The sequence below is a fragment of the Pelagibius litoralis genome, from assembly GCF_011683915.1.
Classification (GTDB): Bacteria; Pseudomonadota; Alphaproteobacteria; order Kiloniellales; family Kiloniellaceae; genus Pelagibius; species Pelagibius litoralis.
In genome coordinates, this window is sequence record NZ_JAAQPH010000001.1 from 236,001 (window position 1) to 262,031 (window position 26,031).

The 26,031-nt window shown below is 60.1% G+C and carries 23 protein-coding genes; 4 read left to right on the top strand and 19 right to left on the bottom strand.

Annotated elements, in window-relative coordinates:
* The first annotated feature begins 90 nt into the window (after nucleotides 1-90).
* Nucleotides 91-1,110 carry an SPOR domain-containing protein gene (locus tag HBA54_RS29570; RefSeq protein WP_167220510.1) on the top strand — a complete coding sequence of 340 codons (1,020 nt, stop codon included), beginning with the start codon at nucleotides 91-93 and terminating at the stop codon, nucleotides 1,108-1,110.
* 23 nt (nucleotides 1,111-1,133) lie between these two features.
* On the opposite strand, the gene HBA54_RS01195 is transcribed toward HBA54_RS29570, so the two are convergent.
* Nucleotides 1,134-1,367, bottom strand: a complete 234-nt coding sequence (locus HBA54_RS01195) for a hypothetical protein (RefSeq protein ID WP_167220512.1) — start codon at nucleotides 1,365-1,367, stop codon at nucleotides 1,134-1,136.
* Nucleotides 1,368-1,725: 358 nt separating this feature from the next.
* Between HBA54_RS01195 and HBA54_RS01200 the strand changes: the two genes are divergently transcribed.
* Both HBA54_RS01200 and cls read left to right on the top strand, forming a co-directional pair.
* Nucleotides 1,726-5,157, top strand: coding sequence for a PAS domain S-box protein (locus HBA54_RS01200; protein WP_167220514.1), 3,432 nt, complete (start codon nucleotides 1,726-1,728; stop codon nucleotides 5,155-5,157).
* Nucleotides 5,158-5,303: 146 nt separating this feature from the next.
* Nucleotides 5,304-6,695, top strand: a complete 1,392-nt coding sequence (gene cls, locus HBA54_RS01205; protein WP_240932459.1) for a cardiolipin synthase — start codon at nucleotides 5,304-5,306, stop codon at nucleotides 6,693-6,695.
* Nucleotides 6,696-6,719: 24 nt separating this feature from the next.
* Here the strand turns inward: cls and HBA54_RS01210 are convergent, their stop codons facing one another.
* The 12 genes from HBA54_RS01210 to HBA54_RS01265 all read right to left on the bottom strand — a co-directional run bounded on the left by HBA54_RS01210 (nucleotide 6,720) and on the right by HBA54_RS01265 (nucleotide 19,937).
* Nucleotides 6,720-7,694: a type II secretion system F family protein gene (locus HBA54_RS01210; protein WP_167220518.1), complete on the bottom strand. Its 975-nt coding sequence runs from the start codon at nucleotides 7,692-7,694 to the stop codon at nucleotides 6,720-6,722.
* Nucleotides 7,691-8,647: a type II secretion system F family protein gene (locus HBA54_RS01215; RefSeq protein WP_322095961.1), complete on the bottom strand. Its 957-nt coding sequence runs from the start codon at nucleotides 8,645-8,647 to the stop codon at nucleotides 7,691-7,693. The genes HBA54_RS01210 and HBA54_RS01215 overlap by 4 nt, the downstream gene beginning before the upstream one ends.
* Nucleotides 8,648-8,697: 50 nt before the next feature.
* Nucleotides 8,698-10,179, bottom strand: a complete 1,482-nt coding sequence (locus HBA54_RS01220) for a TadA family conjugal transfer-associated ATPase (RefSeq protein WP_240932439.1) — start codon at nucleotides 10,177-10,179, stop codon at nucleotides 8,698-8,700.
* Between the two features lie 162 nt (nucleotides 10,180-10,341).
* Nucleotides 10,342-11,583 (bottom strand): CpaE/TadZ family protein, encoded by a 1,242-nt coding sequence (locus HBA54_RS01225; protein ID WP_167220522.1) that lies wholly within the window; start codon nucleotides 11,581-11,583, stop codon nucleotides 10,342-10,344.
* Nucleotides 11,580-12,296 carry a CpaD family pilus assembly lipoprotein gene (locus HBA54_RS01230; protein ID WP_167220523.1) on the bottom strand — a complete coding sequence of 239 codons (717 nt, stop codon included), beginning with the start codon at nucleotides 12,294-12,296 and terminating at the stop codon, nucleotides 11,580-11,582. Before HBA54_RS01230 ends, HBA54_RS01225 begins: the two co-directional genes overlap by 4 nt.
* Nucleotides 12,297-12,306: 10 nt before the next feature.
* Nucleotides 12,307-13,581, bottom strand: a complete 1,275-nt coding sequence (locus tag HBA54_RS01235; RefSeq protein WP_167220525.1) for a type II and III secretion system protein family protein — start codon at nucleotides 13,579-13,581, stop codon at nucleotides 12,307-12,309.
* A 108-nt stretch (nucleotides 13,582-13,689) separates the two neighbouring features.
* The gene (gene cpaB, locus HBA54_RS01240) at nucleotides 13,690-14,574 is read right to left on the bottom strand and encodes a Flp pilus assembly protein CpaB (protein WP_167220527.1); all 885 of its coding nucleotides are present in this window, start codon (nucleotides 14,572-14,574) and stop codon (nucleotides 13,690-13,692) included.
* Between the two features lie 103 nt (nucleotides 14,575-14,677).
* Nucleotides 14,678-15,184: an A24 family peptidase gene (locus HBA54_RS01245; protein ID WP_167220529.1), complete on the bottom strand. Its 507-nt coding sequence runs from the start codon at nucleotides 15,182-15,184 to the stop codon at nucleotides 14,678-14,680.
* Between the two features lie 169 nt (nucleotides 15,185-15,353).
* Entirely contained in the window at nucleotides 15,354-15,554 is a 201-nt protein-coding gene (locus HBA54_RS01250; RefSeq protein WP_322095953.1) for a Flp family type IVb pilin, read from the bottom strand.
* Between the two features lie 220 nt (nucleotides 15,555-15,774).
* Nucleotides 15,775-16,830 (bottom strand): glycosyltransferase family 2 protein, encoded by a 1,056-nt coding sequence (locus HBA54_RS01255; RefSeq protein WP_167220531.1) that lies wholly within the window; start codon nucleotides 16,828-16,830, stop codon nucleotides 15,775-15,777.
* Nucleotides 16,831-16,946: 116 nt separating this feature from the next.
* A complete protein-coding gene (locus tag HBA54_RS01260; RefSeq protein ID WP_167220533.1) occupies nucleotides 16,947-18,788 on the bottom strand; it encodes a hypothetical protein in 1,842 nt (613 codons plus the stop codon).
* A 114-nt stretch (nucleotides 18,789-18,902) separates the two neighbouring features.
* On the bottom strand, nucleotides 18,903-19,937 hold the full coding sequence (locus HBA54_RS01265; RefSeq protein WP_167220535.1) for a glycosyltransferase family 2 protein: 1,035 nt from the start codon (nucleotides 19,935-19,937) through the stop codon (nucleotides 18,903-18,905).
* 213 nt (nucleotides 19,938-20,150) lie between these two features.
* Between HBA54_RS01265 and HBA54_RS01270 the strand changes: the two genes are divergently transcribed.
* Nucleotides 20,151-21,689, top strand: coding sequence for a hypothetical protein (locus HBA54_RS01270; RefSeq protein WP_167220537.1), 1,539 nt, complete (start codon nucleotides 20,151-20,153; stop codon nucleotides 21,687-21,689).
* On the opposite strand, the gene HBA54_RS01275 is transcribed toward HBA54_RS01270, so the two are convergent.
* The 6 genes from HBA54_RS01275 to HBA54_RS01300 form a co-directional block, all read right to left on the bottom strand.
* Nucleotides 21,655-22,593, bottom strand: coding sequence for a lysylphosphatidylglycerol synthase domain-containing protein (locus tag HBA54_RS01275; RefSeq protein ID WP_167220539.1), 939 nt, complete (start codon nucleotides 22,591-22,593; stop codon nucleotides 21,655-21,657). The genes HBA54_RS01270 and HBA54_RS01275 overlap by 35 nt on opposite strands.
* On the bottom strand, nucleotides 22,590-23,327 hold the full coding sequence (locus tag HBA54_RS01280) for a class I SAM-dependent methyltransferase (RefSeq protein WP_167220541.1): 738 nt from the start codon (nucleotides 23,325-23,327) through the stop codon (nucleotides 22,590-22,592). The genes HBA54_RS01275 and HBA54_RS01280 overlap by 4 nt, the downstream gene beginning before the upstream one ends.
* Nucleotides 23,328-23,450: 123 nt before the next feature.
* Nucleotides 23,451-23,789: a HesB/IscA family protein gene (locus HBA54_RS01285; protein ID WP_167220543.1), complete on the bottom strand. Its 339-nt coding sequence runs from the start codon at nucleotides 23,787-23,789 to the stop codon at nucleotides 23,451-23,453.
* An 82-nt stretch (nucleotides 23,790-23,871) separates the two neighbouring features.
* Complete coding sequence (locus tag HBA54_RS01290; protein ID WP_167220545.1) at nucleotides 23,872-24,273, bottom strand: SUF system Fe-S cluster assembly protein; 402 nt, start codon at nucleotides 24,271-24,273, stop codon at nucleotides 23,872-23,874.
* Between the two features lie 11 nt (nucleotides 24,274-24,284).
* On the bottom strand, nucleotides 24,285-24,755 hold the full coding sequence (gene sufU, locus HBA54_RS01295; protein ID WP_167220547.1) for a Fe-S cluster assembly sulfur transfer protein SufU: 471 nt from the start codon (nucleotides 24,753-24,755) through the stop codon (nucleotides 24,285-24,287).
* Nucleotides 24,756-24,759: 4 nt separating this feature from the next.
* Nucleotides 24,760-26,031 carry a cysteine desulfurase gene (locus tag HBA54_RS01300; protein WP_167220549.1) on the bottom strand — a complete coding sequence of 424 codons (1,272 nt, stop codon included), beginning with the start codon at nucleotides 26,029-26,031 and terminating at the stop codon, nucleotides 24,760-24,762.

The window sequence follows — 26,031 nt, forward strand, 5'->3', positions numbered from 1 at the left end:
GGTTGGGTGTTGCAGCCTCTTGTCGCCGCCGCTTTCCGGTCGTACCTTGCCTGAATGGACAAGGGGGTTCTCATATCAACCGGTTGCCGCGTGACGTCGATTGCGCGCCGCGCCTTTGTGTTGCCGGTCTGGGTGCTCGGCCTGATGGCGCTGTCCGCCTGCACCATCGAAATGGGGCCGCCCCCGGAATCCGACCCGCCCTTGGTCACGGAAAGGGAGCGCCCGCCGCCGCCGCCGGCTCAGCCCACCGAACCGCAGGCCTGGTCCAAAGATCTCGATTTCGAGGGCGGCGAGTTGTCCATTCGCCGTGGCGGGTTGGCCGAGGGCTTGGTTGCCGCTGAGGAAAGCCGGACTTACAGCGCCGAACGGCTGACTTTTGAGAGCGCCGCCTCCAGTGAACGCCCGCCGACCGAGGCGGAGCTTGTCCGGGAGCGGGCCCGCAAGCGGCTAGAGGAAGCCCAGGCCCGGCAACCGGCTGGTCCGGCGGCTCAACCGGTCATCGCCCCGCCGGAGGTTGTGGCCGCGCCGGTCGAGTCGGTAAGCGCCGAAGCGCTGCCGGAGCAGAGCCCCGATGTTCTTCAGTCTTCCGCAAGCGATACCGGCCCAGAGACCGGGCAGCAGCCGGCCGGGGAGTCGTCGATGGTTGCCGAGGTAGCACCGCTGCCGGCGCAGCAGGCCGACGTAACCGCCGACGATCATGTGGTGGCACAAGACAAGGGCGCTTCCAAGGGGCAGGCTGCAGGCCAGACGCAGCTCGCCAGCACGGCGCCGCTTGTCAAGCTGCCGCAGGGCGAACCGCCGTCGGAAGAGCTTGCCGATACCTTGCTGGAGTCTTGGGATGCACCCGACGGGACCATCCTGGTCCAGGTTTCGGCGATCCGGGACAAGCTGCAGATCGCGGGTGAGTGGGAGCGCTTGAAAAGCGGATACCCTGAGATCCTGGGGCCGCTCCGTCTGGTGGTGGAAGAGGCCAAAGTGGGCGAGCGCGGTGTGTTCTTCCGGGTTCAGGCAGGCGGCTTTGCCTCCCAGGACCAGGCGGAAGCGGCCTGCGTCGTCCTGACCGATCAGGGACAGTCTTGTTTCGTGCTGGAGCGGTCTATCGGCGGATAGGCGCCGGCAGCCCTTGTGTCGGCTCAGTGAGGGGTGATCCGGATCTCGCTGTCCGTTACCATCGCAAAGGGTATGCGCATCGCCACCAGCTTCCACTCGGGACCGCGGCCTTCTGCCCAGTGGCGGAATTGCTGCTTTGCCCGGTGTACGACCTCTTCGTCGCTCTGTTCGTGCGCGCTGACCACCTGCTGGTAAATTTCCAGATGAATCTGATGTTCATCGTCGTCCAGCTGAAGCTTTACGTCGTACTTCGGCATGGATATTCGCCCCGTTTTTGATATCATCGACCTTGTCCATCATGGGTCAGGACCCCTTGAGCTTTCGTTAAGTGGAAGTACAACTTCTTCGCGTATATGGTTAATTGCTCCTTAAGTCGGCCTTGTTATTCCTCAGTCCGACGGTCCGCAATCCTGGTTCGCACAGATGCGGTTTGCTTGGTCAAAGCTTGACTGTCCGGTGGAATTGGTCGCCCATTGGGGCCTGATGGTGCCATTGTTTTAGTTGGAACGGCCTGGAGCCTGATCAGACGGGTACATGCAGCTAAGTAATCGGAGCCAAGCAGCTGAAGATTGGGAGCTCGCGGCCTTTGCCGAGCGCGTACTGGAATCTTTGCCTGTGGCTGTCGCCGTGGCCGTCTGCGGCGACCAGGGCAGGGATCCGGCCCTGGTCTATGGCAACGCAGCTTTTGGCCGACTGACGAGTGCCTCTCCGTCTGTTACCGCTCCGATCTCCCTATCGGCGATTTTGACGTTCGAGCGATCGGAGACCGAGGCTCGCGGTCTTGCCGGGCGCCTGGCAACTGAGGCGCCCTTCAGCGAGACACATCTGTTTTGCAAGGCTGATGAAGACAGTGTTGCACTGCGCTGCGATTGGGCACCCCTTGGCCTGTCCAGGGACGGTGGGACCTGCTGGACGGTGACGTTGACACCGCAGAGCGATGCCGACGCGCTGCGCGCCGAACTGGACGCCAGCGAGGCACGTCTTGCGGCCATTCTCGACAACTCCCCACTGGATATCTGCCTTAAGGACGCCGAAGGCCGCTATGTACGCACGAGCCGGCGGTTTTCGGAGATCTATTCGGTGTCTGACGATGTGACCCGCGGCAGGTTGGCTTCCGACCTCGGCGTCTCCGATCGTTGGGCGGCGCGCAGCCGCGAGGTTGACCTGGAGGTCATCGAGACCGGAAAGGCGGTGGTGTTTGAGGAGCGTATTCCGCTTCCCAGTGGCCCCATGGAGGCGATCACCGTAAAGTTCCCGGTGATCGGCTCGTCCGGCACGTTTCAGGGTGTCGGGGTCATCTGCTCCGATGTTACCCAACGCCGTAAGCTCGAGCAGGCGCTGCGCGACAGCGAAGAATGCCTGCGCATGATCTTCGAGCATGCGCCGCTCAGCATGAACTTGAAGGATGCCGAGGGGCGCTATACAGCGGTAAGCCGTCAGCTGCGTGAGGTTCATGGTTTGACGGCGCAGGAAATGTACGGTCGCCTGCCGGAGGAAGTCTCTGACAGCCCGGAATGGGTGGGCAGGACAAAAAGAGCGGACCGGGAAGTCCTGGAGAGCGGCCGCCTTCTGATCCAGGAGGAAACGTTTCAGCGCGATGGCGAAAAGCGAACGCTTCTGACCATCAAGTTTCCGCGTATCGGTCTCGACGGACAGGTCGTTGGCCTGGGTTCCATCGGAACCGATATCACGGAACGCAAGCGCGCGGAACAGGCGTTGTTCCAAAGCGAGATGGAGGCCGCGCGCACCAGGGCGTTGTTGTCCGAAGCCATCGAAAGCATGACTGACGGTTTCGTCTGGTTCGACAACGACGGCAAGCTCATCCTGTGCAATCGCAAGTATCGGGAGCTCTATCCCAGGCTTGCCGATGAACTGCGCCCGGGCGCCGCCTACAATGATCTGATGAAACTTGCCTTCGATCGCGACCAGTTCGCCGTCGTGTCGGCGGAAGAGGTGGCGCTCAAGCAGGTTCAGGCGTCCGACTACGTCAAAGATCATCCCACGTTTCGTACCAAGACGAGTGAGGGGCGCTGGATCGAGGCGCGCAATCACCCCGTCGAGGCCGGCGGATTTATCGGTATTCGCCTGGATATTACCGACCGCGTGCTGGCGGAAGATGCGCTGAAGGAGAGTGAACAGCGCTTTAAGGACTTTGCCCAGTCCGGACCCGGCGGATTCTGGGAGATGGACGAGGCTTTGCGGTTCTCATCCTATCTGGACGTGCAGACGGCGAGCGGACGCTCCAGGCCGGCTGCCCAGGAAGCCATCGGCCGTACCCTTTGGGAGCTTTTCTCGGTTGACGTCGAAGCCGACCTTTACTGGCGCGCTTACAGCCAGGATCTCGATGCGCGCCGGCCTATCAAGGATCTTCGGGCTGCCTACACAGACGATCAGGGCAACCGTTACTATTGGCGCATCAATGGCAAACCTTTCTACGACCGCACGGGGCGCTTTGGCGGCTATCGCGGCGTGGCGGAGGACGAGACAGCCGAGGTAGAGGCGCGGCGGCGGGCGGAGGCGGCCGAGGCTCGCCTGATCGATGCCATTGAGAGCCTCTCCGAGGGTTTCGCTCTTTTCGATGCCGATGATCGTCTTGTGCTGAGCAATCAGACTTACCGCAACATCTCCGTGAACAACGGCGCGCATATCGTTCCCGGTATCACCTTCGAAGAAATCGTGCGCCTGAACGTGGCCCACGGTTATGTCCCCGGATTGGAGGCGGGCGAGATCGCGGAGGAATGGATCGAGGCCCGGCTCCGCCGCCACCAGGCTGCCGAGAGTTTCCTTGAGCAGGATTGGGGTGACGGTCGCTCCCTACTGATAACAGAGCGACGGACGCACGAGGGCGGGATCGCCTGCGTCATCTCCGACATTACGGAGCTTCAGAGGGCCCGCGCGGCGGCGGAACGCGCCAACAAGGACAAGACCCGATTCCTGGCGGCTGCGAGCCATGATCTGCGCCAGCCGCTGCATGCAATCGAACTCTTCGTCGCGGCTTTGGAGGCCACTGTCGAGGACGACGAAGCGCACGAGCTTGTGGCTGATATCAGGCAAGCCTCTGAAGCCGCAGGGCGGTTGTTGAACGCTCTGCTCGATGTTTCGGAGCTGGAAACGGGCAAGCTCGAAGGGCGGTTCGAAACTTTCCGGGTACAGAGAGTCCTGGACGGACTGCAAAGGGTTTATGGACAACAAGCCAACGAGAGGAAGCTTTCCTTGCGGATGGTTCCTTGCAGTCAATTGGTTTACAGCGACCCGGATCTGCTTGAACGCATTCTGAGCAACCTGTTGTCGAATGCCGTTCGCTACACCACGAGCGGCTCCATACTGCTCGGCTGCCGCCGTAGAGAGGGTAAGCTGCGGATTGAGGTTTGGGATACCGGCCCGGGTATTCCGGAAGCGGAAAGAGTGGCCATTTTCGATGAGTTTCACCAGTTGGACAATTCTGCCCGCGACAGGCGAAAGGGAACCGGCCTGGGCCTATCGATCGTACGGCGTCTCGCCAATATCCTGGGGCATGAGATCCTGCTGCGTTCGGTTCCGGGTAGCGGAAGCATGTTCGCGGTGGAACTGGAACTGGGCGATGTCTGTACCGATGAGGCTGAGGCAATTCAGCCCAAAGCCGGGGTCGGCTTTGCCGCCCAAGGCCTTGAAGTCCTGGTGGTGGAAGACGACGAACAAAGCCAAAAGGCCATGTCCCTGGCGCTGGAGATTTGGGGCTGCAATGTTCGGGTTGCGGCCGATTACGACGAAGCCCGTGATTTGCTGTCGGGCGCGGCGGTACCGGTCGACTTGATTGTTGCCGACTACCGCCTGCCGAAGAACGTAAATGGTGTGGAGGTCGCGAGCCGGCTACGCAAGGCCTGCGGACGTGAAGTGCCCGTACTGATCGTCACCGCCGACCAGGGTAAAGGTCCGCGCAGCGAGATTGCTGCCCATGGCTTCAAGTCACTCAGGAAGCCGGTTAAATCAGAACAGCTCAAAGCGACTCTGGCAGAGTTGTTGGACGATGCAGTGAGCGACAGCCAGGTGTCTTCGTCCGTCGGTTAGCCCGGCACAAGGCTCCATCGCTATGGTGTTCTGTTCGCGGCGATGTAGCGAAATACAACTTTGTGCCCCGTCAATAGTCCTCGGAATTTCTCTTGCTTCCCGAATCTGCAGATGATTTCTGGTTCCTTCTCGGCTTGCTCGCAGGTTTGATCTACCTGTCTGGGATCTTTTCCGCCTTTCATGCCGCCGTCCGAACGCGCACCGCTCAGGGGGCTGTGGCATGGACCATTTCACTGATTACCTTTCCCTATCTTGCTCTTCCGCTGTATTGGATCTTCGGACGCGGTAGGTTTCATGGCTATGTCGCGGCGCGTCGTAGCGGCGATCTGAAGATCCATAATATAGCAACCGAACTGCGTGGCCGCCTTCTGGACGCCGGTGGGATTGACGGCGCGGTAACGCCCAGTCAGCAAGTTCTTGAAACACTTGCTGGAATGCCGTTTACCAGAGGCAACAACGTTGACCTTTTGGAGGATGGCGGCGCGGCTTACGGTGCCATGTTCGGCGCCATTGACGAGGCGGATGACTATATCCTTCTGCAGTCATACCTTATCCGGGACGACGATCTTGGCCGTGACCTGAAAGCGCGTCTGTTGCGAAAAGCCCGCAACGGCCTGGCCGTCTATCTTCTTTATGACGAGATTGGTAGCTACGGCCTGCCGCCGGCCTTCGGGGCGGAGTTAAAGGCCGGCGGTGTCAGGGTCTGTGCATTCTCCACGACACAGGGGCCAATTAATCGCTTTCAGCTTAACTTCCGGAATCACCGCAAGACACTGGTTGTGGACGGGCGCCTTGCTTTTGTTGGCGGCCTCAACTTCGGTGACGAGTACCTGGGGCGGGACGGGCAGTACGGCCCATGGCGCGATACCCACGTCTATGTCTCGGGTCCGGCCGTACAGGCCGTTCAGCTCGCCTTCGTTGAGGACTGGTACTGGGCGGCGCACGAGGTACCGGAACTGCTCTGGGAACCTCGGAAGGCGGAACAGGGTGGCAAACTGGCCCTTGTTCTGCCGACCGGGCCGGCGGACTACTGGGACAGCTGTGAGCTGTTTCTGCTCGAGGTTATTACGACGGCCAAAAGGCGGATTTGGATTGCCAGTCCCTATTTCGTTCCAGACGAGCAGATTATCGGGGCCTTACAGTTGGCCCGCCTGCGCGGTGTAGAGGTTCGCATTCTGCTGTCCAAGAAGGCGGATCACTTTCTGGTGGACTGGGCGAGCTACGCGCATTACCCGATGGCGGAGCGGGCCGGGATCGAGATCTACCGCTATGACGCGGGCTTCCTCCATCAGAAGGTGCTCTTGGTCGATGATACGTTGGCCAGTGTGGGCACGGCGAACCTGGACAACCGGTCCTTCCGGTTGAACTTCGAAATCTCAATGGTGATTTGGGATCGCGGTTTCGCCGGCGAAGTGGAGGCCATGCTTCTGAACGACTTCTCGGCGAGTAGAAAGGTGGTCGCAGGCGAGTTGGATGAAAAGCCGCTTTGGTTCCGCTTTGGGGTCAGCTTGTCCCGGTTGCTGGCCCCGATCCTCTGAGCGTTGCCGTTGGCATATTGGCGCCTACATCTTGCCGAAAGAGTCCATGGTTCGCAGGGCCGCAGGACCGATCAAAACGATAAACAACGGCGGCAAGATAAAGACGATCATTGGGACTGTCAGCAGGGCGGGCAAGCGGGCAGCCTTTTCCTCGGCTCTCATCGCGCGTTCCTCGCGGGATTCGGCCGAGAGAACCCGCAGCGCATGGGCTAGAGGCGTACCGTAGCGTTCGGCCTGCAGAAGCGTACCCACCATACCGCGCAGCACCGTAATGTCGGTTCTCAGGGCCAGGTTTTGCAACGCAACGCGCCGGTCCGGTAGAAATCCAAGTTCAAGCGCCGTGAGATTGAACTCGTCCGCCAGCTCGGGCGCAGTCTTTTCCATCTCGCGGGCGACGCGGGCCAAGGTCGCGTCTAGTGCAAGCCCGGCTTCCGAGCAGATGACCATCAGGTCGAGGGCGTCCGGCAGCGATTTCCGGATCGCCGTGCGCCGCTTCTCGGCGGCATTTCTGACAATGATATCAGGTAGATAGGCACCGAAAATCACCGCTCCGAGGGCCGCAGTTACCCGACCCGCCGGACCAAGGCTATAAGCCTCCAGCCCGTACAGCATGAAAGTCGAAACACCGCCGAAGGCAAAGGGTAGCGCAAGCTTGAAGAAGAAAAAGCGCACCACTGCGTCGTTGCTACGCCAGCCCGCTTGCATCAGTTTCAGCCCGACCTTTTTGGCCTGAGCGCTGCGGAGCAGTTTCAGCTTATCGACCACCTTATGCATCATGGTCAGGCTGGGCAGTCGAACCTCGCGACGCGTTGGCGTCATAATGCTCGCTCTCAAGCTGCGGCGTTGGTCGGCGATCGTCTTGGCCCGCTTGCTTGAGACATCGCGATGCAGCAGTGAGAACCAAATCGCCAGAACACTGATCAGCACGGAGATGCCGGACATAGCGACCAAGAGGTTTTCGATCGATACCCCGGCGGGCAAGAGGTCTTCTAGAGTCATATCTCGAACTTCACCATGCGATACATGACGCCGATACCAACGGCAAAGCTGAGGAAACCCAGAAAGAGCAGGAAAATGCCGCGCGGGTCCTCAAAGAGGTCGCCGATGTAGCCCGGGTTCACCAGGAAAATTAGGAGCCCCATGATGAAAGGCAGGGAGCCGATGATGTAGGCGCTGGCTTTTGCCTCTGATGACAGGGCTTTGATCTTCAACTTCAATTGACGGCGGCGGCGGAGTACGTCGGAAAGGTTCGCGAGGGTCTCTGCCAAGTTGCCGCCGGTTTCCGACTGGATGGCCAGGGCGACGGTAAAGAAGTTAAATTCCTGGATGTTGAGACGTTTGGAAGCTTCCCAAAGCGCTTCTTCCAGCTGCTCGCCAAGGCGCACCGCGTTCGTGACGTGAGATAACTCTGATCCAACCGGGTCGACGATCTCGTCGCCGGCCGTTTTGATGGATTCAGTTATCGGCAGGCCGGAGCGGAGACCACGGACCATGAGGTCGATGGCCTCGGGGAAATGAGCGATAAAGCGGTTCCGGCGTCGCGCGATGAGGAAACTCAGACCGGCGTGTGGTAGCATGATGGCGACAAAGAACCCGGCCAGAACGGCCGCAATTAATGGTACGAAGCTGATCAACTGCAAGCCACCGAATGTCGCCAGTCCAAGAATCAGACCGATCAGGAGGTAGCGGCCGAGGGCACCACTGAACCCGGCACTGGTAAGCCGCAGCCGCAACAGTTCGGGCCTCGGCGTGAGTTGCTTGATCAGGCTGTCGACGACGGCAATGTTGCTGTCTGTGTCCGATCGACGGATGGATGTTGATTGTGACGGCGCGACGGCCTTGTCGGTCGCTGCCTTGACCCGCTCGACCCGCCTTCTGGTCTGTTTGCTCGAACTGTCACCGCCGAAGATCAGGAGGAAAACAGCAAGAATCGCCAAGGTGGGCAGGATCACCAGCAGCAACTCGACCGATATCTGGCCGAGATTAAATGGCAGCTCGATAGTCATCCCATCGCTTCCAGCAAGGGCTTGTCGAGGCCGAAGTAGGCCGCGCGGGGCCCGAAATGCGGTCGCAGTCCAGACGACTTGAAGTTCCCGAGCAGCATGCCGTCCTTGCCCTCGCCTTGGAACTCATAGGTGAAAAGGTTCTGTGTGGTGATGATTTCACCTTCCATGCCGACGATTTCTTCGACATGGGTAATCCGGCGCATACCATCACGCATGCGCGAAACCTGAACAACCATGTCGAGCGCCGAAGCGATCTGTGTGCGTACGGCGCGGGCCGGCAAGTTGATCCCGGCCAGGCCGATCATGTTCTCAAGGCGCGTGAGCGCTTCGCGGGGGCGGTTGGCGTGGATGGTGCCGAGGGAACCATCATGGCCGGTATTCATGGCTTGTAGCATGTCGACAGCCTCGGAGCCGCGCACCTCACCCAGGATGATGCGGTCGGGGCGCATACGCAGCGCGTTCTTCACCAGATCGCGCATGGTGATTTCGCCGCTGCCCTCCAGATTGGGTGGCCTTGTTTCCAGGCGCACAACGTGTGGCTGTTGCAGTTGCAACTCGGCGGCGTCCTCGATTGTGACGATTCGTTCTCCGGGATCGATCAACTGAGACATCGCGTTCAAGAGTGTCGTCTTGCCGGAACCCGTGCCGCCGGAAATCAAAATGTTCAACTGGCTTCGCGATGCGATCTTCAGGACGGTGGCCATGGCGGCAGATATGTTGTTCTGCCGCTGCATCAGATCAAGCGTGATGCCCTTCTTGGAGAACTTACGGATTGAGATTGACGGGCCGTCGATTGCAAGCGGTGGAATGATGATGTTGACGCGGCTGCCGTCCAGAAGGCGGGCGTCGACCAGGGGGGTCGTTTCATCCACCCGGCGACCGATCTGGGAGACAATCCTCCGCGCGATATTGAGAACGTGCTCGTCATTCTGGAAGCGGACGTCCGTTACCTCCAACTTGCCGCGCCGTTCGACATAAACCTGATGCGGCCCGTTGACCATGATGTCTGTTATGGCCTCGTCCGCCAGCAGCGGTTCCAGAGGACCAAGGCCCAACATGTCGTCGAGCATGATGTCGACGATTGACTGTTGCTCGGGCGAATTCAGGTTCAGTTTTTCGTCGACGACGATCTCGCGGACGATCTCGCCGATCTGTCGAGTCAGGTCGTCGCGTGGGAGCTGGGATGCGGCGGAGACGTCCAGGCGCTCCATGACTAAGGGGTGCACCTTGCTCTTCGCGGCCTCGATGATGGGCGTGTTCGACGTTGCTTTGCCCTTGGGATGACCTTCGGGAGCGCTCACTGCGCCGCCTTGGGGTTCCGGAAGTTGGCTGATCATCTCCTGGCGTTCGTCGGGCTGCAGGGCTTCGCACTGAAGCAACCAGTCGATAAGGGCTGATACCAGTTTACGCCGTTGCAGCAGGCTCAGCTTCGTGCGGCTCTGCTCGGCCGCGTTGGAAATCAGATTGCCGATCCGCAATGCGAGTTCGGGCCGAGGGACCGCCGAGACGTCATCGTCGGCAAAAAGAGAAAGTACGGCCGGCTGAAGCTGCCGGCGGACAGCTTCGAGGTTGACATCCTCCGCCGCCCCGGTATCGGGATCGTTCGGTTGACCGCTGTCTGCAACCCCCGACACGACGCTTTACCTTTTGCGGAAGAGGTCGCCAAGACCTCTTCTTTTGCTGGATTTGTCGCTCTTCGGATCCCGTTTTTCGGGCAACTTTATTTCCTTGGCCAGCTTGCGGACAATCTTGCAAACCTTGGCGTTGGCAGAAGCCTGGGCAAGCGGCTTGCCGGTGTTGGCGGCGGCGTTGAAGGCCTTTGGCTCGTCTGGCAATACCAGGTCCACCTTGTGTTCCAGGGCGCGCTGAAAATCTTTCAACTGCATGGCTTGCTTGGGGCCCGCGGCTCTGTTGGCGATGATCCGAACCGGTGTTTCCGGCGCGACTTCCCGGATGCCGGCGAGCAAACGCAGGGAGTCTCTCAGCCCCGAGAGATTCAACTCGGTCACCAGCAGGATCTCTGTTGCCAGTTCAAAAACGCGCCGGCGTATGGCGTAGGCGGGTCGGGGTACATCGATCACGATAGCGTCGTTGATCCGGCCCAGCGCTTCGAACAACGCATCGACGGCGTTGGGATTGAAGTTGATCTCCGAGGTAAGGTTTTCCTCGGTTGCCATGATCGAAAGATGCTCCGTCAGCTTCGCGGTCGCGCTGGAAATGAAGAGCCCGTCGACACGGGCTGGGTTCTCCAATGCCTCGCGCAGTCCGCGTGTGGGCTCGATGTCGAGTGAAAGAGCGATGGTTCCGAACTCCAGATCCAGGTCGACCAGCACTGTCTTGTGCTTTCGCTCTTCGCCTAAGATCCAGGCCAAATTGACGGCCAAGGTGCTTGATCCGACACCTCCGCGCGATCCGATTACCGCGATCCGAGCTCTTTCTTCCACTGCGATCTCAGGCACGGCCGGTTCGTTGGTGTCTTCAGTCCGATTGATCGCAGAGGCCAGGGCTTTTTCGGTCACCGGCTTCACAAGATAATCAGTGGCCCCGGATTCGACGATCTCTCGATAAACGGCGATGTCGTTTACGGTGCCAATGCCAATGATCTTGGTGGTATCCGGAATCGCAGCGCGGAGCGATAACATGGCGGTTTGCGGAGATGCTGCCTCTGAGACATCGACGATCAATACCGAAGGTGGCACCGTCGAGCTTAGGAATTCGATAGCCTGATTGGGACCGCCGTCCAGCAGCAGCGGTTCGGCGAAGAATTCCCTGAGCACTGAGTCGACAACCGAGTGTGTTTGATTGTCGCCGACAAAAGCAACGCATTCAGCGGCCGTCGCGTTCGAGACTTGATGTTCCAAGACACGGTCCGCCACAGTCATTGGGACTTTGTATCCTCTTCGACAAGCGGCTCAATATCGCCGACCCTGTAGCGCATGACCGACCGGCTGAGCGCTTCCCCGTCCGCCGGCTCCAGCGGGCGGCCCTGCTCGAGATCGGCAGGATTGACGACCATCGCGCCGAGGTTGCTTGCGGTGGCGCAGCCTAGCGCCGATTCAAAAGCCGGCGTGTCCGGCTCCAATGGCTGGAGTTGCTCGCAGTTCGGAAGGATGGCCATGTATTTGATCAGGTTCAGGCGGATTTCGTTGCCCTGAGTGCCGGCAGCCGGCACCCGCAGCGCGGGGTCCAAGACAGCGTCGTAACCGCGGTCGGCGAGCGCCAGGCGGACAGCTTCCAGCCTTTGCAAGGTAAGCCGATCGTATCCCGCCACCGCCCTATCGCCGGCCGACAACGACAGAGTAGTTCCCGGATCGGGATCGGCCTCATTCAGCAACGCATCGATTGCCTGTTGTCCTTGCCGATCAACTGCTGCGGAGCCATCGCCGAAGAAGACGCTTTGCTGGAACAGAATACCTTCTGCCTGGTTTTCCGGTGTGGCGGGAACCTGGCGCCACTTGGCGTGATGGAAAACGGTGTTGACCACATCGGCAACCGCCTGTGCCCCGGGTTCTCGCTCAGGGTCGCCGGCGCAGGCCGCGCTCAACAGCGAGATCGAGAGAACTGCGGTGAGCTTGCTCAGCTTTCGTCCCGTCATCTCTTTGTTCCTAATCCAGAATAAAGCCGGTGTTCTTGCCACCACCCAGCCGGCTTGCCTGCGCGGGGTCCAGCGGCACCGTGCGGCCGGGTTGAGCACCGGCGGTTGCCGGCAATCCGGCCCCGGCAAGCGGCTGTGCCCGGTAGGGGTCCAGCGGCGTCTTCAGCTGATCGCTGTCGACCGGCTGAACGATGTAGGGCGTGACGATGATGACGAGCTCCGTCTCTTCGCGCTCGAATCGATCGCTTTGGAACAGCGCGCCCAGGATCGGCAGATCGCCGAGACCGGGAATCTTTCGGCTCTCCTGTCGGCTGTTGTCGAGGATCAGGCCGGCAATGGCAAAGCTCTGTCCGGAAGCCAGTTCCACCGTGGTTTCCGCGCGGCGTGTGGTGAGCGACGGAACGGAGAGGCCGCCGGCAAGTACCTGCACCGCGTTGGAAAGCTGACTTACCTCCGGGCGCACGCGCATTGAGATGCGGCTGCGGCCCAACAGGGTAGGGGTGAAAGCCAAGCTGACGCCGAACTGCTTGAACTGGACCGTTATCGTATCTTCGTCTTGCGAGACCGGAATCGGAAACTCGCCACCGGCAAGGAAGCTGGCTGTTTCTCCCGACAGGGCGGTCAGGTTGGGTTCGGCGAGGATGGTAACCAGATTGTCCTCTGCCAGCGCGTCGATCAGCGTGTCAATCGAGGCGTTGCCGATGTTGCCGCCTGCGAAGATCGAGTTGATACCCGCCACTGGGGGCAGGGACTGCAGACCGAACTGGATGCCGCCGTCGACAAAAATATCCCAGTTGAAGCCGAACTGGTTGATGACCTCACGCGATACCTCGGCAATCCGAACCCGCAGATTGACCTGGTTTGGCGCCGTCACGGCAAGGCGGTTGATGATCTCGCCGCCCTCGCTGATGAAGCGCGTCGCAAGACGGCGTGAGTCCTCGGCTTCGCTAGCCGTAGCGACACTGCCGGAAAGGATGATCGCTCCATCGACCGACGATGCTTCGATCTGACCGCCCGGCACCAGGTCATCCAGCGCGCCCTGCAGGCGGGTGAGATTGTGGTTCACCGTCACGGTCACGTTGGCGATGATGTTGTCGTTTGAATCCAAAGCGAAGAGGGTGGTGGTTCCGACGGCTTTGCCGAAGAGATAGAGCAAACGATCAGATTTTGCGCTGATATCGGCGATTGCCGGGTTGGCGATGAACACCGATGACATCGCGCGATCGAGGCGCAGCAACTGGCCCTCGCTCAGCTCGATGACAATAGGATCGCCATTGCTAGGCACCGCCCGACCCTGCAAGGCGGCAGCAGCTTGCCCGGCCGGGACGGCTATTGCCGCCGCCAGGGCAAATACAAGCCAAAGCCTTGAAATCAAGCGCATAAAGGACCCCATTTAAAAGCGTAATTCCTGAACTTCATTACCACGCGTTACGTTAACAACCTTCTTACCGTCGTCATTGCCGGATCCCCTGCCGACAAGGCGGCTGACCTCGGAATCCCAGGTATAGGTGTCGCCGCGCTCCGGATCGCTCTCTTCCTTGGTTTCATTCATGACCGTTAGCCGCTCCAGCTCTTCTTCGTCCTTGGCCAGGCTCCGCAGGCTGATGGAAAGAGCCCCCAGTTCCCGCACGACCGAGAGCATCTCGGTCTGCTTTGGGGTAACTTCCAGGGTAAAATTCTTGGCGTATTGGGGATCGGTGCCGTTGTCGTCGGTCGTCTGGTCAAGGGCCAGTACGCGTACGTTTTGCAGAACGGTCTCGCTGGCGCGGCGTTGGACGACGTTCTCGCCAGTACGGTCCGACAGTGTATGTGTCAAAATGATGTCAATCCGATCGCCCGGGAACACCAAGCCGCTGACACCCGAAGTCGCGTCGACACGGATCGCAATGGCCCGATAGCCCGGCCGCAGGACAGCTGCGAGAAAGCCGCGCTCTCCAGGCCGAATCACTCTTCTCGGGGTAATCGGTTCACCGGCCGTGAAGCCACGGCGCACAACGGCCCCGAAAAAAGCATCGGGTTCGATCTCATCATCGGTGAAGTATTCATCCGGAATATCGTCATTCGGCCAGAGCTGCCAACGCAGTTGCTCTTCTTGAATGAAGACACCAGTCGGTAGCTCGGCTTTGGCCACCAGCACCTTGATTCCTTCGGCTTGCACTTGTTGGGCTACGATAACCGGCTTCGCCCGTTGGTTGGCCAACCAGCTGCGCGCCACGAAAGAGGTGCCGGCTGTAATCAGTAGGGCGGCGGCGATCAGCACAATGTTCCGGAATGACATGGCATGGACCTCCTAGGCACATCCGCAGAACGCGGTCGGCTCGGTCAATCCAAACAGGGCCAGACCAGCCGAAGAGTAAAGAGTTACCCGTGATTTCATCATCTTACGCTCCCATCAGCAGCTGTAGCGCGACGTATAGGCCGCCGGCCGAGATGGCTACGGCATAGGGCATCGGTTGCTTGCCGAAAGACGGATCGCTGGTGACGAAGAAGAAGGCGGCCGGGGTGGCGGCCCGCATCATCTTGTGTCGGACCCACAGGGCGACAGCAAGCAGTCCACCGGCAATGGCGGTGTAGAAAAGCATTGGGAGAAAAAGGGTTGGGCCCGCCCAAAGCGTGACTGCTGCGAAGAGCTTTACGTCCGCCCCGCCGCAGAAACGGAAGGCAAAGAAGACGAAGCCCAGGCTAAAGGCCGCAGCGGCGTAGATCAGGCCCCCTGACCAATCGACACCGCCGCCTGCGGCGACGACAAAGGAAGGGTAAAGCGCAAGGAGCGCCAGGCTGAAACGATTTGGGACGGTCAGGTTCCGGCAATCGCTCGCAGCGGCCATGATCAACAGGCCCGCGAAAGCCAGGATCGTGAACCTTGTTGTTGCTAGAGATAAATCCATAGTCTGACCGTCCAGGAAGTGTCTCCTTTGGTGCGTCTTCTTTGCGAACCAGGAAGGGAAAGCAATGAAGACGCACCAAAGGAAAGATAGGGCCGCGAGGACGCTGCCCCGGGCCCTATCGTTCTGACATGGCAACAGCCGGCCCCGGGGGGCCGTCTGAATCTAGTTGTTAGGGAGTAGTAGTACCAACACCCTGCGTGACCGCATTGTCGAGGCGGTTCGAAACTTCGGTGAACAGGTTGTCCAGTGAATTACCCAGCGCTCCCAGTGCCGCGATGGCGGCAACGGAAACAAGGGCAGCGATCAGGCCATACTCGATGGCCGTGGCACCGGAATCGTCCTGAAGAAAAGATTTGATAGTGTTCATCATGATTGCGACCTCCTATGCAAGCATATCCGAGGCCAATAATCCGCTCTTCGCATTAAGAAAAGGTAAAAGGAATTGTCTTTTTTGAGTACAAATAATCAAGTAGCACAAGAAAATAGTAGAAGTATTATTATATTAATACGTCAATATCTGAATTGTTTTATGTAAAAATTGGAATAATCGCAACAAAATGCAATATTGGATGTCTACTGCGTTGCCTGAATCACGCGGATTTCCTGGCTGATTTGGGGCTCGGCACAGGTTCATCAGAAGTGATTGCGTGGCTAAGAGAGACGGCTCCAGGCGGCGCCGGCAAGGTCAGATAATGCAGGCGTTTCATTTCTCTGCGGCTCAGAGAGACCGAGTCCAGTATCAGACCGCAGGCAAGCCCCAGCGAGGCTGAGAGCATCAGAGCGCAAACCAGGACGGCGGTAGGAAGTCGAGGCACCAGGCCGGTTTCGAAGTAGGTCAGAAACAGCGGAATCGATAGGCCCAGCGCGATTGCGGCCAGGACCGCTGCCCCGGTAGAGAAAAACGCCAGGGGACGTTCGTCCTTGGCAAGCCTGACAATGGTTTTGAGGATACGGAAACCGTCACGAAAGGTGTTGAGCTTGCTCTCGGAGCCTTCCGGCCGTTCTTTGTAGGGAGTGGCGATTTCGGCGACCGGCATCCGCAGTTCCAGGGCATGCACCGTCAATTCGGTTTCGATCTCAAAACCTGTGGCGAGGGCGGGAAAAGACTTCACAAAGCGGCGGGAGAAAATCCGATAACCGGAAAGAATGTCGCTGAAACGCTTGCCGAAAAGGCTGCTCACCATTGTGGTGAAGAGCCAGTTGCCGAACTGATGACCCGGCCGGTAAGCCTCGTCGCTGGTGTTGATCCGCGCCGCATTCACCATATCAAGCTGTTCTTGGCAGAGCTGTTTGATCAGCCCCGGTGCTGCGGCGGCGTCATAGGTATCGTCGCCGTCGGCCAATACGTAGATATCTGCTTCAACATCGGCGAACATACGGCGCACGACGTTACCCTTGCCACGCAGCTTTTCGCAGATGACGTTGGCCCCGGCTTCCCGGGCCACCGCCGCGGTCCGGTCACTGGAGGCGTTGTCGTAGACGTAGATCCTGGCTGATGGCAGTGCCGTGCGGAAATCCCTTACGACCTGCCCTATGGCTGCTTCTTCGTTGTAGCACGGCAGCAGAACGGCGACCGAGGGGGCGGTGGCCTGCCAGGTGGCCGCGATGGCGGCTTGTTGGGCGTGAACCGGGTTTTCCTGCGTCATCTACCTAATCGCCAGATCTTCTCAGGGCCTGCCTGACCCTCGCGGACTCAGTCTTGCCGAATTCGCTCAAGATTTTCCTAACGCGGGTTCCGTTCCGCTCATTAGCTCTCAGATAGTCAGCGGGAGACGGTGAACAGCCTGGCCTGGCGTTGCAAATGGACGGGAAGGGCAACCTCGGCAGCCCAGGATGGTATCTGGCCGCCGGAAAGCTGCTTGTAGAGGCTGTCGCCCGCGGAGGAGAAGAAATTCCGCTCCGCTGGACTCTGGCATAACAGGATCAGGCCTATACCGCGCTCCACGATCATGGCGCGAACCGCGCCGGGGTCGCTACTCGTTAACATCCAATAGCTGTCGTAGATTCCATCGCTGTTGCGGTGATAGGGCGTCCCGATCACCGCGTGGTCCGTGCGATAAAGCAGCTCGGGTCCGATATCCAGGAAAGTAAGTATGGTCTGCCGGGAGCCGGTCCAGCGCGGATCGGTCTCAAGAAAGCCGGCCACCTCGCCTACGTCGCAAGCGGTAAGGGACTGACCTGAGGCATCTTTGGCGTCGGCCTTGTCGACCATCAAGGTGGTGCCGACCGTCAGGGGGCCGAGCAAGAGGACCGTGATGGTGCAGCCGCGCAGGATGCCGCGGCTGAAATCGCTGTGGATCCGGTGTGTCCACTGAAGGAAGCGATCGAAGACCACGGCAAAAGCCATGATAAAGGCGACTTCGGCATAACCGGAGAAGCGTATGTGTTTGATGGCGACAAGCCAGAGCAGGAGGCAGGCGAAACCGATAAAGGCCAGGGTCCAGAAGCTGCTGCTACGGCGCTCCTGCCACAACAATCTGGCAAAGAAGGGTACGACCAAAAGGCCACTGCCGAAAAAGAAGATGAAGCTGCCGATACTGTCACGGTCCTGCGGAATAAGCGGCCGCATCTCTAGGACCAAATCCAACCAGATGGGCTGGATACGGGGGTCGACCCCGGCCATGGGGCCGGCGAAGAAGAGTGGGTGGATGCTGTTCACCAGAAGGCCGGCAGCCGTGACGCCGAACAGGCCGAGCAACAGGCGTCCAACCGGGTGCGTGCCGGCTGTGGCGCGGTTTTCATAGGATTCTGCGGCGCGCCAGAACAGCAGGATGCTGACCACGACAAGAAACTGAACAGTGGAAACGCGGTCGTAACTTGGCTCCAGGAAGCGCTCTAACGGCCGCTCGGCAAAGAGCGCGGCAAGGAGTAGCAGGCTGGCTGCCAGCGCAAACCACTTGTTTTGCGAGGCCTTTTCGCGTTCGCCGAACAGCCAGGGCATTCCGAGGGCGACAAGGCAGACCCCCATGGGTAGCAAGAACTCCACCGAGAGCCAGATACCGAAACCGGCACTGGCGCCGGCCCATACGGCCGGGCGCGCATCCAGGGGGTTGCGCAGCGCCCGCAGTGTAAAACCGGCCGTGACGACGAAGACGAGCAGCAGAAGGCTGTGATGATCGGCCCGCCCGGCGACCGAGTAGGCCAATGCGCCAGGCTGCAGAAACAGCGCGACGGCTGGCAGGAACCAAACCTCCGGCCGGATCACGGGCCGCATTGCCCAGGCCAGGGCAAAGCCTGTCGTCAGTTGCAGAAGTGGTGATACAAGAATGCCGGCAACGTAGAGCGCCCCTTCGAAATCCATGCCGAGCGACGCCGGTAACGCGATCAGCATGATCAGCATGTCGAAGGGCCGGGTCCAATGCAGAGTATCCCCATAGGGTGCATTGGCGCGTTCGATGGTGCCGTCGAACCAATCCCAGTTCTGATAGAGTTCCGTCACGCGCAGCATGCGCATGTAGCTGTCGGGGCCGACAAGGCCTGATTCAAACACCGGCAGGTCGCGGAAGACGATCAGGCTGGTGTGAACCATGGCCCAGGTAATGAAGAGCGCAAGGTAAGGCAGCAGCTGGGCCGCCCCGTTTCGCTTTGTGCTGTATGATTGCATCGACCCGCCGCATATAAAGCTGCATGAGCAGCCGCAATCCTGGGACTAAAGCTCTAAGGAACGATTAAGTCTGTGGGGAAGCTCACTGATTTGACTTAGCAACGAAGTCGGTATTCAGGCGGAGCGCCGTCCGGCCGGTTGAGGCGGTGTTTGAGCGGTCGTGGTAGCGTCGTGTTGATTCGTTTGAAGAGGTTGGCTCATCAGCTCCCCGGATGATCCGTACTCGCTTTCCACTAAGTACTTTTCGTCTTCCTGCGGCCGACTAGCTCGTACCACTTCGGCGATCAGGCCGGTTGCGATCATCTGGGTCCCGAACAGAACCGCCATGATTCCGAAGAAAAGGAGCGGTCGAGAACCGATTGGACCCGCCCCGACCAACCAAAGAACTGTTAGATAGGCAAGTGCGGCAAAGCCGGCGCCGGTTATCGGCAAACCAATGTAAGCAAAGAGGTGGGCCGGCCGCATGCGGAAACGAGTGGACAGCAGAACCGTGAAGAGGTCGATCATCCCTTTGATCAGCCGGCTCCAGCCGTACTTGGATTGGCCGTGCGTGCGAGGATGGTGGGTTACGGGAATTTCGCTTACCTGAAAACCGAGGCTATGGAGTAGAGCCGGCGTGAAGCGATGCAGCTCACCATATAGATTGAGATGAGCCAGCGCGGACCGCCGATAGGCTTTGAAACCGCAGTTATAGTCATGTAGCCGCAAGCCGAAAACACGACCTACGACGGCGTTGAACAACTTAGAGGGTAGAGTCTTGCCGAGGGGGTCGTGACGTTTCTGCTTCCAACCGCTCACCACGTCGATGCCGCTGTGGATCTGCTCCAAGAACCTCGGTATTTCCATTGGATCGTCTTGCAGATCGGCATCCATGGTGATGACGATATCGCCGCGGGCGCGGCGAAACCCTGCAGACAACGCGGCTGCCTTGCCGAAATTCGTTCGAAAGTTGATCAAAGAGGCCAACGCGCTACTCCCGACCAGCTTCTGAGCCTTGATCGGGCCCAGATCGGTACTGCCATCGTTCACATAGATGACTTCAAAGGGGCAACCAGTCGGCGCAACGGCAGCGACTATCTTCTCGTGGAGCTTCTCTATGGTTTCCTCTTCGTTAAAGAAGGGGACCACAATCGAAAGCGATAGCGACATTGGACGACCTCGCACCTTCTCCGCTCACACCATAAGTCAACGGCTCCGCGGCAACACAGCGCGCAGTCTGCGACAGAGTTATTAATCCTTTCACAAGCCGCATGGTTTATGGCTGGTGGTTTCCAAGAAAAACGAAAGCGGACCAACGGCTTGTCGACCTTTCCAGCAACAGAAGCCACGGGGACGTTTGGTTTGCGTCGGCATGCCGGCCTGATGACCATCTTGGCTTTTGGGGCGGTCGTCTTTGTATTGCCCCAGATCTTCCCGCTAGGCATTGCCCGCGACTATCCCAATCACCTGGCCCGGGTGTTTATTCAGTATCGGCTCGGTAGCGATGCTTTTTTAACCGGCAACTATGCCCTTGAATGGAGGTTGATCCCGGACCTGGCGATGGACCTCTTCGCGGCGCCCTTTATGGATTGGCTGTCGCCCTATGCCGTCGGTGGGCTGTTCAACGGCCTGACCTTGGCGCTGCTGTTTTTTGCCACGGTGGCTCTGCACCTGCGTCGGGCCGGGTCCGTGAGTCTCTGGACGTTGCTGCCGCTGGCACTGTTGTTCAACGAAGCCCTGCGCTGGGGTTTCATGAACTTCCTCTTTGGCGTGGGATTGGCGCTCTGGGCCGTCTACTTCTGGCTGGCAACCGAAGCCTGGCCCTGGCACCGACGTCTGCTGGTCTTTGCTGCTGCGCAGACGGTGCTCTTTTTTGCTCACCTCCTTGGCTTTCTACTCTGCGGATATCTCGTCTTGTGCTTCGAGTTGCTGAGAGTTTGGCGCGACTCGAACAGTGGCCTCCTGGTGCGGTTACAGGTTTTCACCCGGCATATGATGCAGTTCGCCCTGCCTCTGGCGCTCTTCGCTTACGTGCTTTTTGGTCAGGACGGTGTCGGTGACAGCCGTACCTTTTATGGTGCGTTCAGCACCAAGGCTTTGGCTTTTCTTTCCCCGACCTCCGCCTTGGTCGCACCAGCCGGTCCCTTGGTGCTGCTGGCAATCTTGGTTCTGATCTACGGCCTGCTGCGACGCGGCGAGGCCAAGCTCGACGGCGACTTGAAGCCCTTGCTTTGGGCCATGGCAGCGCTGGTGATTGCCATGCCTAACATGGTTCTGGGGATCTGGGGCCTGGACTTCCGTTTTCCTTTCATCGGCCTTCTCCTGCTTGTTGCGGCGATACGGCCGGCTGCATCGGTTATGGCTTCGCGATTGGTTCAGGGGCTTGTGCTTGCGATGGTCGGCGCTTCATTGTTGGCTGGAGGATTGCAGATGGCTCGCAACGACGAGGTCCAGCAGGAAATCAGGCAGGCCTTGAGGATGACGGAGGCCGGCGGAGCCCTCCTTGTCGCCGGCGACTATGATCCAAATTGTCGGGGCTGCTTTCCGGCCTGGATCGATTTCATGCACAGTGGGTCTTTGGCCGCTATCGAGCGCGGCATGTTCGTACCCCTCCTGTTCACCGCAACTTCGTTGGTAGAGGCCGCGCCTGGGCGTGCCGAATTGGATGTGCCCCACGGCTGGCCAGTGCCTCGGCAGGCCCTGGAGAAGGGGCGGGAGCGGGCCCTCGAGCAGCCTGTTCGCCGCCATGATCCGGCCCATGCCTATTGGAACGATTGGCCGCGCAATTTCGACTACCTGCTGTGGATGCGGAGCGGGAGAGGTTCGTTGGATGGGCTCGGCGGTCTGGAGAGGCTGGCGGAGGGAGAAGTCTTCGTTCTCTATCGGGTTATCGCGCCGGCAGCGATGGGCGGCGCGCGCTGACTTCTAATCCCGGCCGGAAGAGGAAGCCGGAGGCGGCAAAAAGCGCCTCGCCGACCAGGAAGGCCCCCCGTGTCACCGCTGCAAAGGCAAGAATCGCTTCGGGCGCCGCGAGCCCGCTGAGCCCCGCCAGTAGACAGGCCTCCCTTACACCCAGGCCACCGGGCGCACCTGGTGTCACAAAACCGACGAGCCATGCGACGAGATAAACGAATATCAGCAGCGGCAGCATCTCATGCGGCAGGTCCAACAAAGGAATCGCCAGCCACAGGCCCAGAAGCCCGGTCAAGGCGAAGAAGCTCAACTGCAGAAGGCCGACAAATGACAGCAGACGGCTGTCCAGGGGCGGCAGCAGGTTGCGGGCTTTTGGCGACAGCAGCATGAACAGGAGCACCGCCAGAAGGCTGAACGCAGCAACCAAAGCCCAGAGCGGAAGCTGCGGGGCGGCAAAAGACAGCAGATCGGCCAATCCCGTCAGGGAGAAAGGCAGTAAAGCCAACAGGATCACCCCGACCGCTGAAAGGTGTCCCAGAATTTCCAACAGACTGGCCTGTGCCGGTGCCTTCTGGCCGTAACCGAGGCGGGCGGCAGCAATCTGCCGGCCGGCATAGTGAAAGACATTGCCCGGAAGGTATTTGGCGAAGGTGGCAAAGGCATAGAGTTGCACCGCCGCTTCCGGGCTGACCGGGTTTCTTGAAAACTTCTGCAGGCAGGCCGACCACGCGAAAGCCAGAAGATAGAGCCCGGCGCCATAGAGCAGCGCGGCGATGCAGGCGATCCCCAGAACCCGGTTGCTCAGGTAACCGCCGAACTCGGAGAGATCGAGGTGGCTGAGGGCGAAACCCAGATAGAGCAGGGCCGCAAGGGGCAACAGCCAGGCAGCAGCGCGCAGCAAGACCCTGGTCATCCTGCGTCCACCAGGGCTTCCAATACCGTCGGGTCTGGCGACAGCAGGGCGGTCGGGTCGGGGTAGGGCAGACAGGCGGTGAGACCGGAGGTTGCCAGTTTGGGCATGGCGCAGTTTTCCAGAGCCGCGCGGTAGCGCCGCCGGCCGGCGTTGTCGAAAAGAATCAATCCATCGGGTTTGATGCGCCGCTTGGCCGCCTGCAGGCAGTGGGCCCGGCAACGGCCGTCGATCACGATGAGGTCGAAGAGGCCTTCGAAACGATCGATCGCCTGGACGTAATTCTTGAAGTCATACCCCGACCAGGCGCGGTGGGCCGACCAGTGCGTGCTTTGGGCGTCGGCGGTTTCCGCCTCTGCCAGCGTGAGCAGGACATTGGGGTGTCCCGCCACCTTCTTGGTCACCGTCGCGTGCCAGCGCGGATCGTGTTCCGCGGAAATGACGATTTCGGCGCGCTTTGCCAGATAGACCGTGCTGGCGCCTGAGCCATATTCGAAGACCGTCGCCCCCGGCCGCTGTTGTAGGAAGCGGTCCACCAGCTTCGCGGCCCGCAGCGTCCACCAGGGCAGGTCCAGGCGGACCATGGCTTCGATGTCGTAGATGGCAAAAAGGCTGTGTAGCCAGCGCACCAGATCGCCGTGCAGCGGCTGGGCCTCGCGGCCCAGCATGCCGCTGCTGTAAAGCCCGGCCCCCAGGCCGTGCATGGCTGAAACGTAGGCGCGCTTGATGTTCTGCATGGTGGCTTTGCGCTCTGGACAGTCATTGACACCCGGTCGTCGGATGAGAGTGTCCCAAGCTGTCGTTAAGCCACGGTTAACCTTGGTATTTTTCTTGGATTAGAAGCGGTTGCTGCAGTGCGGTCAGACGTGAAAGGATTCGCCGCAGCCGCAGCGGCCCTTTTCGTTGGGATTGGTGAAGACGAAGCCGGTCTGGAACTTATCCTCGACATAGTCCATCTCGCTGCCGAAAAGGAACATAACGGCGGTCGGCTCGATAAAGATCTTCACGCCCTTATCCTCGACCACGTCCTCCAGCTTGCGCTGTTCCTTGGCATATTCGACCACGTAGCTCATGCCCGAGCAGCCGCGTGTGTTCACACCGACGCGCAGGCCCAGGACGGGCTCCTCGCTCTTGGCGATCAGGGCCTTGACGCGCTCGGCTGCTGCGTCGGTCAGGCTTATGAGATTTCCAATGGCCATGGCTTATCTTATCCGTTCTCGTCAAACCTACATATAGGGATTCCGAGTGTAAATCGGAAGGCCCCATAAGTGCTTATAATTCTTAGAACATTCCTAATGCGAGCTGGGCATCCTCGGACATCCGCTCCGGCGTCCAGGGCGGGTCCCAGGTCAGGGTGACCTGGACTTCGCCAATTCCCTCGGTTTCCGCAACGGCGTCGGCCACCTGCTGCGGCATTTCGCCGGCCACCGGGCAGGCCGGGGCGGTGAGGGTCATCTGGATGGCGACCGAGCCGTCGTTGTGGATGTCCAGGTCGTAGATCAGGCCGAGGTCGTAGATGTTGACGGGTATCTCCGGATCGTGGACCTGGCGCATGGCGTTTTCCACGGCAAGACGCTCAGCCACCGGCATACCGGGCTGCAGCGGCGTGCCCGCGCGGGCCGTCAGGCCCTCCGGCGCGGCGCCGATGCCGAAGCTGTCCAGACCCAAAGGATGATCGTTCATCTTACTGCTCTCTATTCCGTCGTCGTTTCGTCGCCGCCGGCAAGCGCCGAGGTCATGGCGTGCCATGCGAGGGTGGCGCATTTGACCCGTACGGGAAACTCGCGCACGCCGGCCAGCACCTGCAATCGCTCCAGCGCTTCCCGGTCTTCGGTTCCGGCTTGCTCCGTGGTGAAGCCTCCTTCGGTGCAGAGTCGGTGAAAGTCATCGAACAACTGCTGTGCCTCGGTTTCCGTCTTGCCGCGCAGCACCTCGGTCATCATCGAGGCCGAGGCGATGGAGATCGCACAGCCTCTGCCCTCGAAGGCGACATCGCTGATATGGCCGTCCGCATCGGTCTCCAGGTAGACCGTGACCTGATCACCGCAGAGCGGGTTGTAGCCGCGCGCAGAGCGGTTCGCCGCCGGCGGATGCCGATGGTTGCGCGGATGCTTGCCGTGGTCCAGGATCACTTCCTGATAGAGGTCGCGCAACACGTCCTGCATGGTTCTAGCCGAACAGCTCCTTCACTTTTTCCAGCGCGCGGGCCAGGACGTCCACCTCCGCAGGGGTGTTGTAGAGCCCGAAGGAAGCCCGGGCCGTCGCCGGCAGGCCGAGGCATTCCATCAGCGGCTGGGCGCAGTGGTGGCCCACCCGGATGGCCACGCCCTCGCGGTCGATGATGGTGCCGATGTCGTGCGGATGGATACCTTCCAGGCCGAAAGAGATGATGGCCGCTTTTTCCTTGGCGGTGCCGTAGATCGTGAGACCGTCGATCTGCTGCAGCCGCTCGGTGGCGTAGGCCAGCAACCCGGCCTCATGGGCGGCAATCGCATCGTGTCCGATGGCGGTGACGTAATCGATGGCGGCGCCCAGCCCGATGACCTCAACGATCGGCGGTGTCCCGGCCTCGAAACGGTGTGGCGGATCGGCATAGGTCGTCTCGCTGAAGCTGACCGAGCGGATCATATCGCCACCGCCCAGGAAGGGCGGCATTTCCGTCAGAAGCGAGGCCTTACCGTAGAGCACGCCGATGGCTGTCGGGCCGTAAAGCTTATGGCCGGTGAAAGCATAGAAGTCGGCATCCAGATCCTGGACGTCGACCTTGCCGTGCACCACAGCCTGGGCGCCGTCGACCAGAACCAGTGCGCCGGCCTTGTGGGCCAGCCGGATGATTTCCTTCATCGGGTTCACGCTGCCCAGCACGTTCGACACATGGGTGATCGCCACCAGCCTCGTGCGGGGTGTCAGCATGTCTGCATAGGCATCCAGGCGCAGGCTGCCGTCCTCGGCGATGGGCACCACCTTCAGCGTAATGCCGATCCTGTCGCGCAGCAGCTGCCAGGGCACGATATTGGCGTGGTGCTCCATCTCGGTGATTATCACCTCGTCGCCGGCGGCAAGGCTGTTGCCGAAGCTGTGGGCCACCAGATTGATCGCCTCGGTCACGTTGCGGGTGAAGACGATCTCCTGGTCCGAAGCGGCATTGAGGAAACGGGCAACGGTCTTTCGCACGCCCTCATAGCGGTCGGTCAGGGTCTGGCTGAAGTAGTAGGCGCCGCGATGAACGTTGGCGTAGCCGGTTTCCAGCAGTTCGCTCATGGCGTCGATAACCGCCCGAGGCTTCTGCGACGAGGAGCCGCTGTCCAGGTAGACCAGCGGTTTGCCATAGACCTGCTGCTTCAGGATCGGGAAATCCTCACGCAGCCGCTCGACATCGAAGGCGAGTGTGGAGTTACTGCCGGCGCCGATCTCGGTCAGGGTATCTGTCGCCAGAGCCAT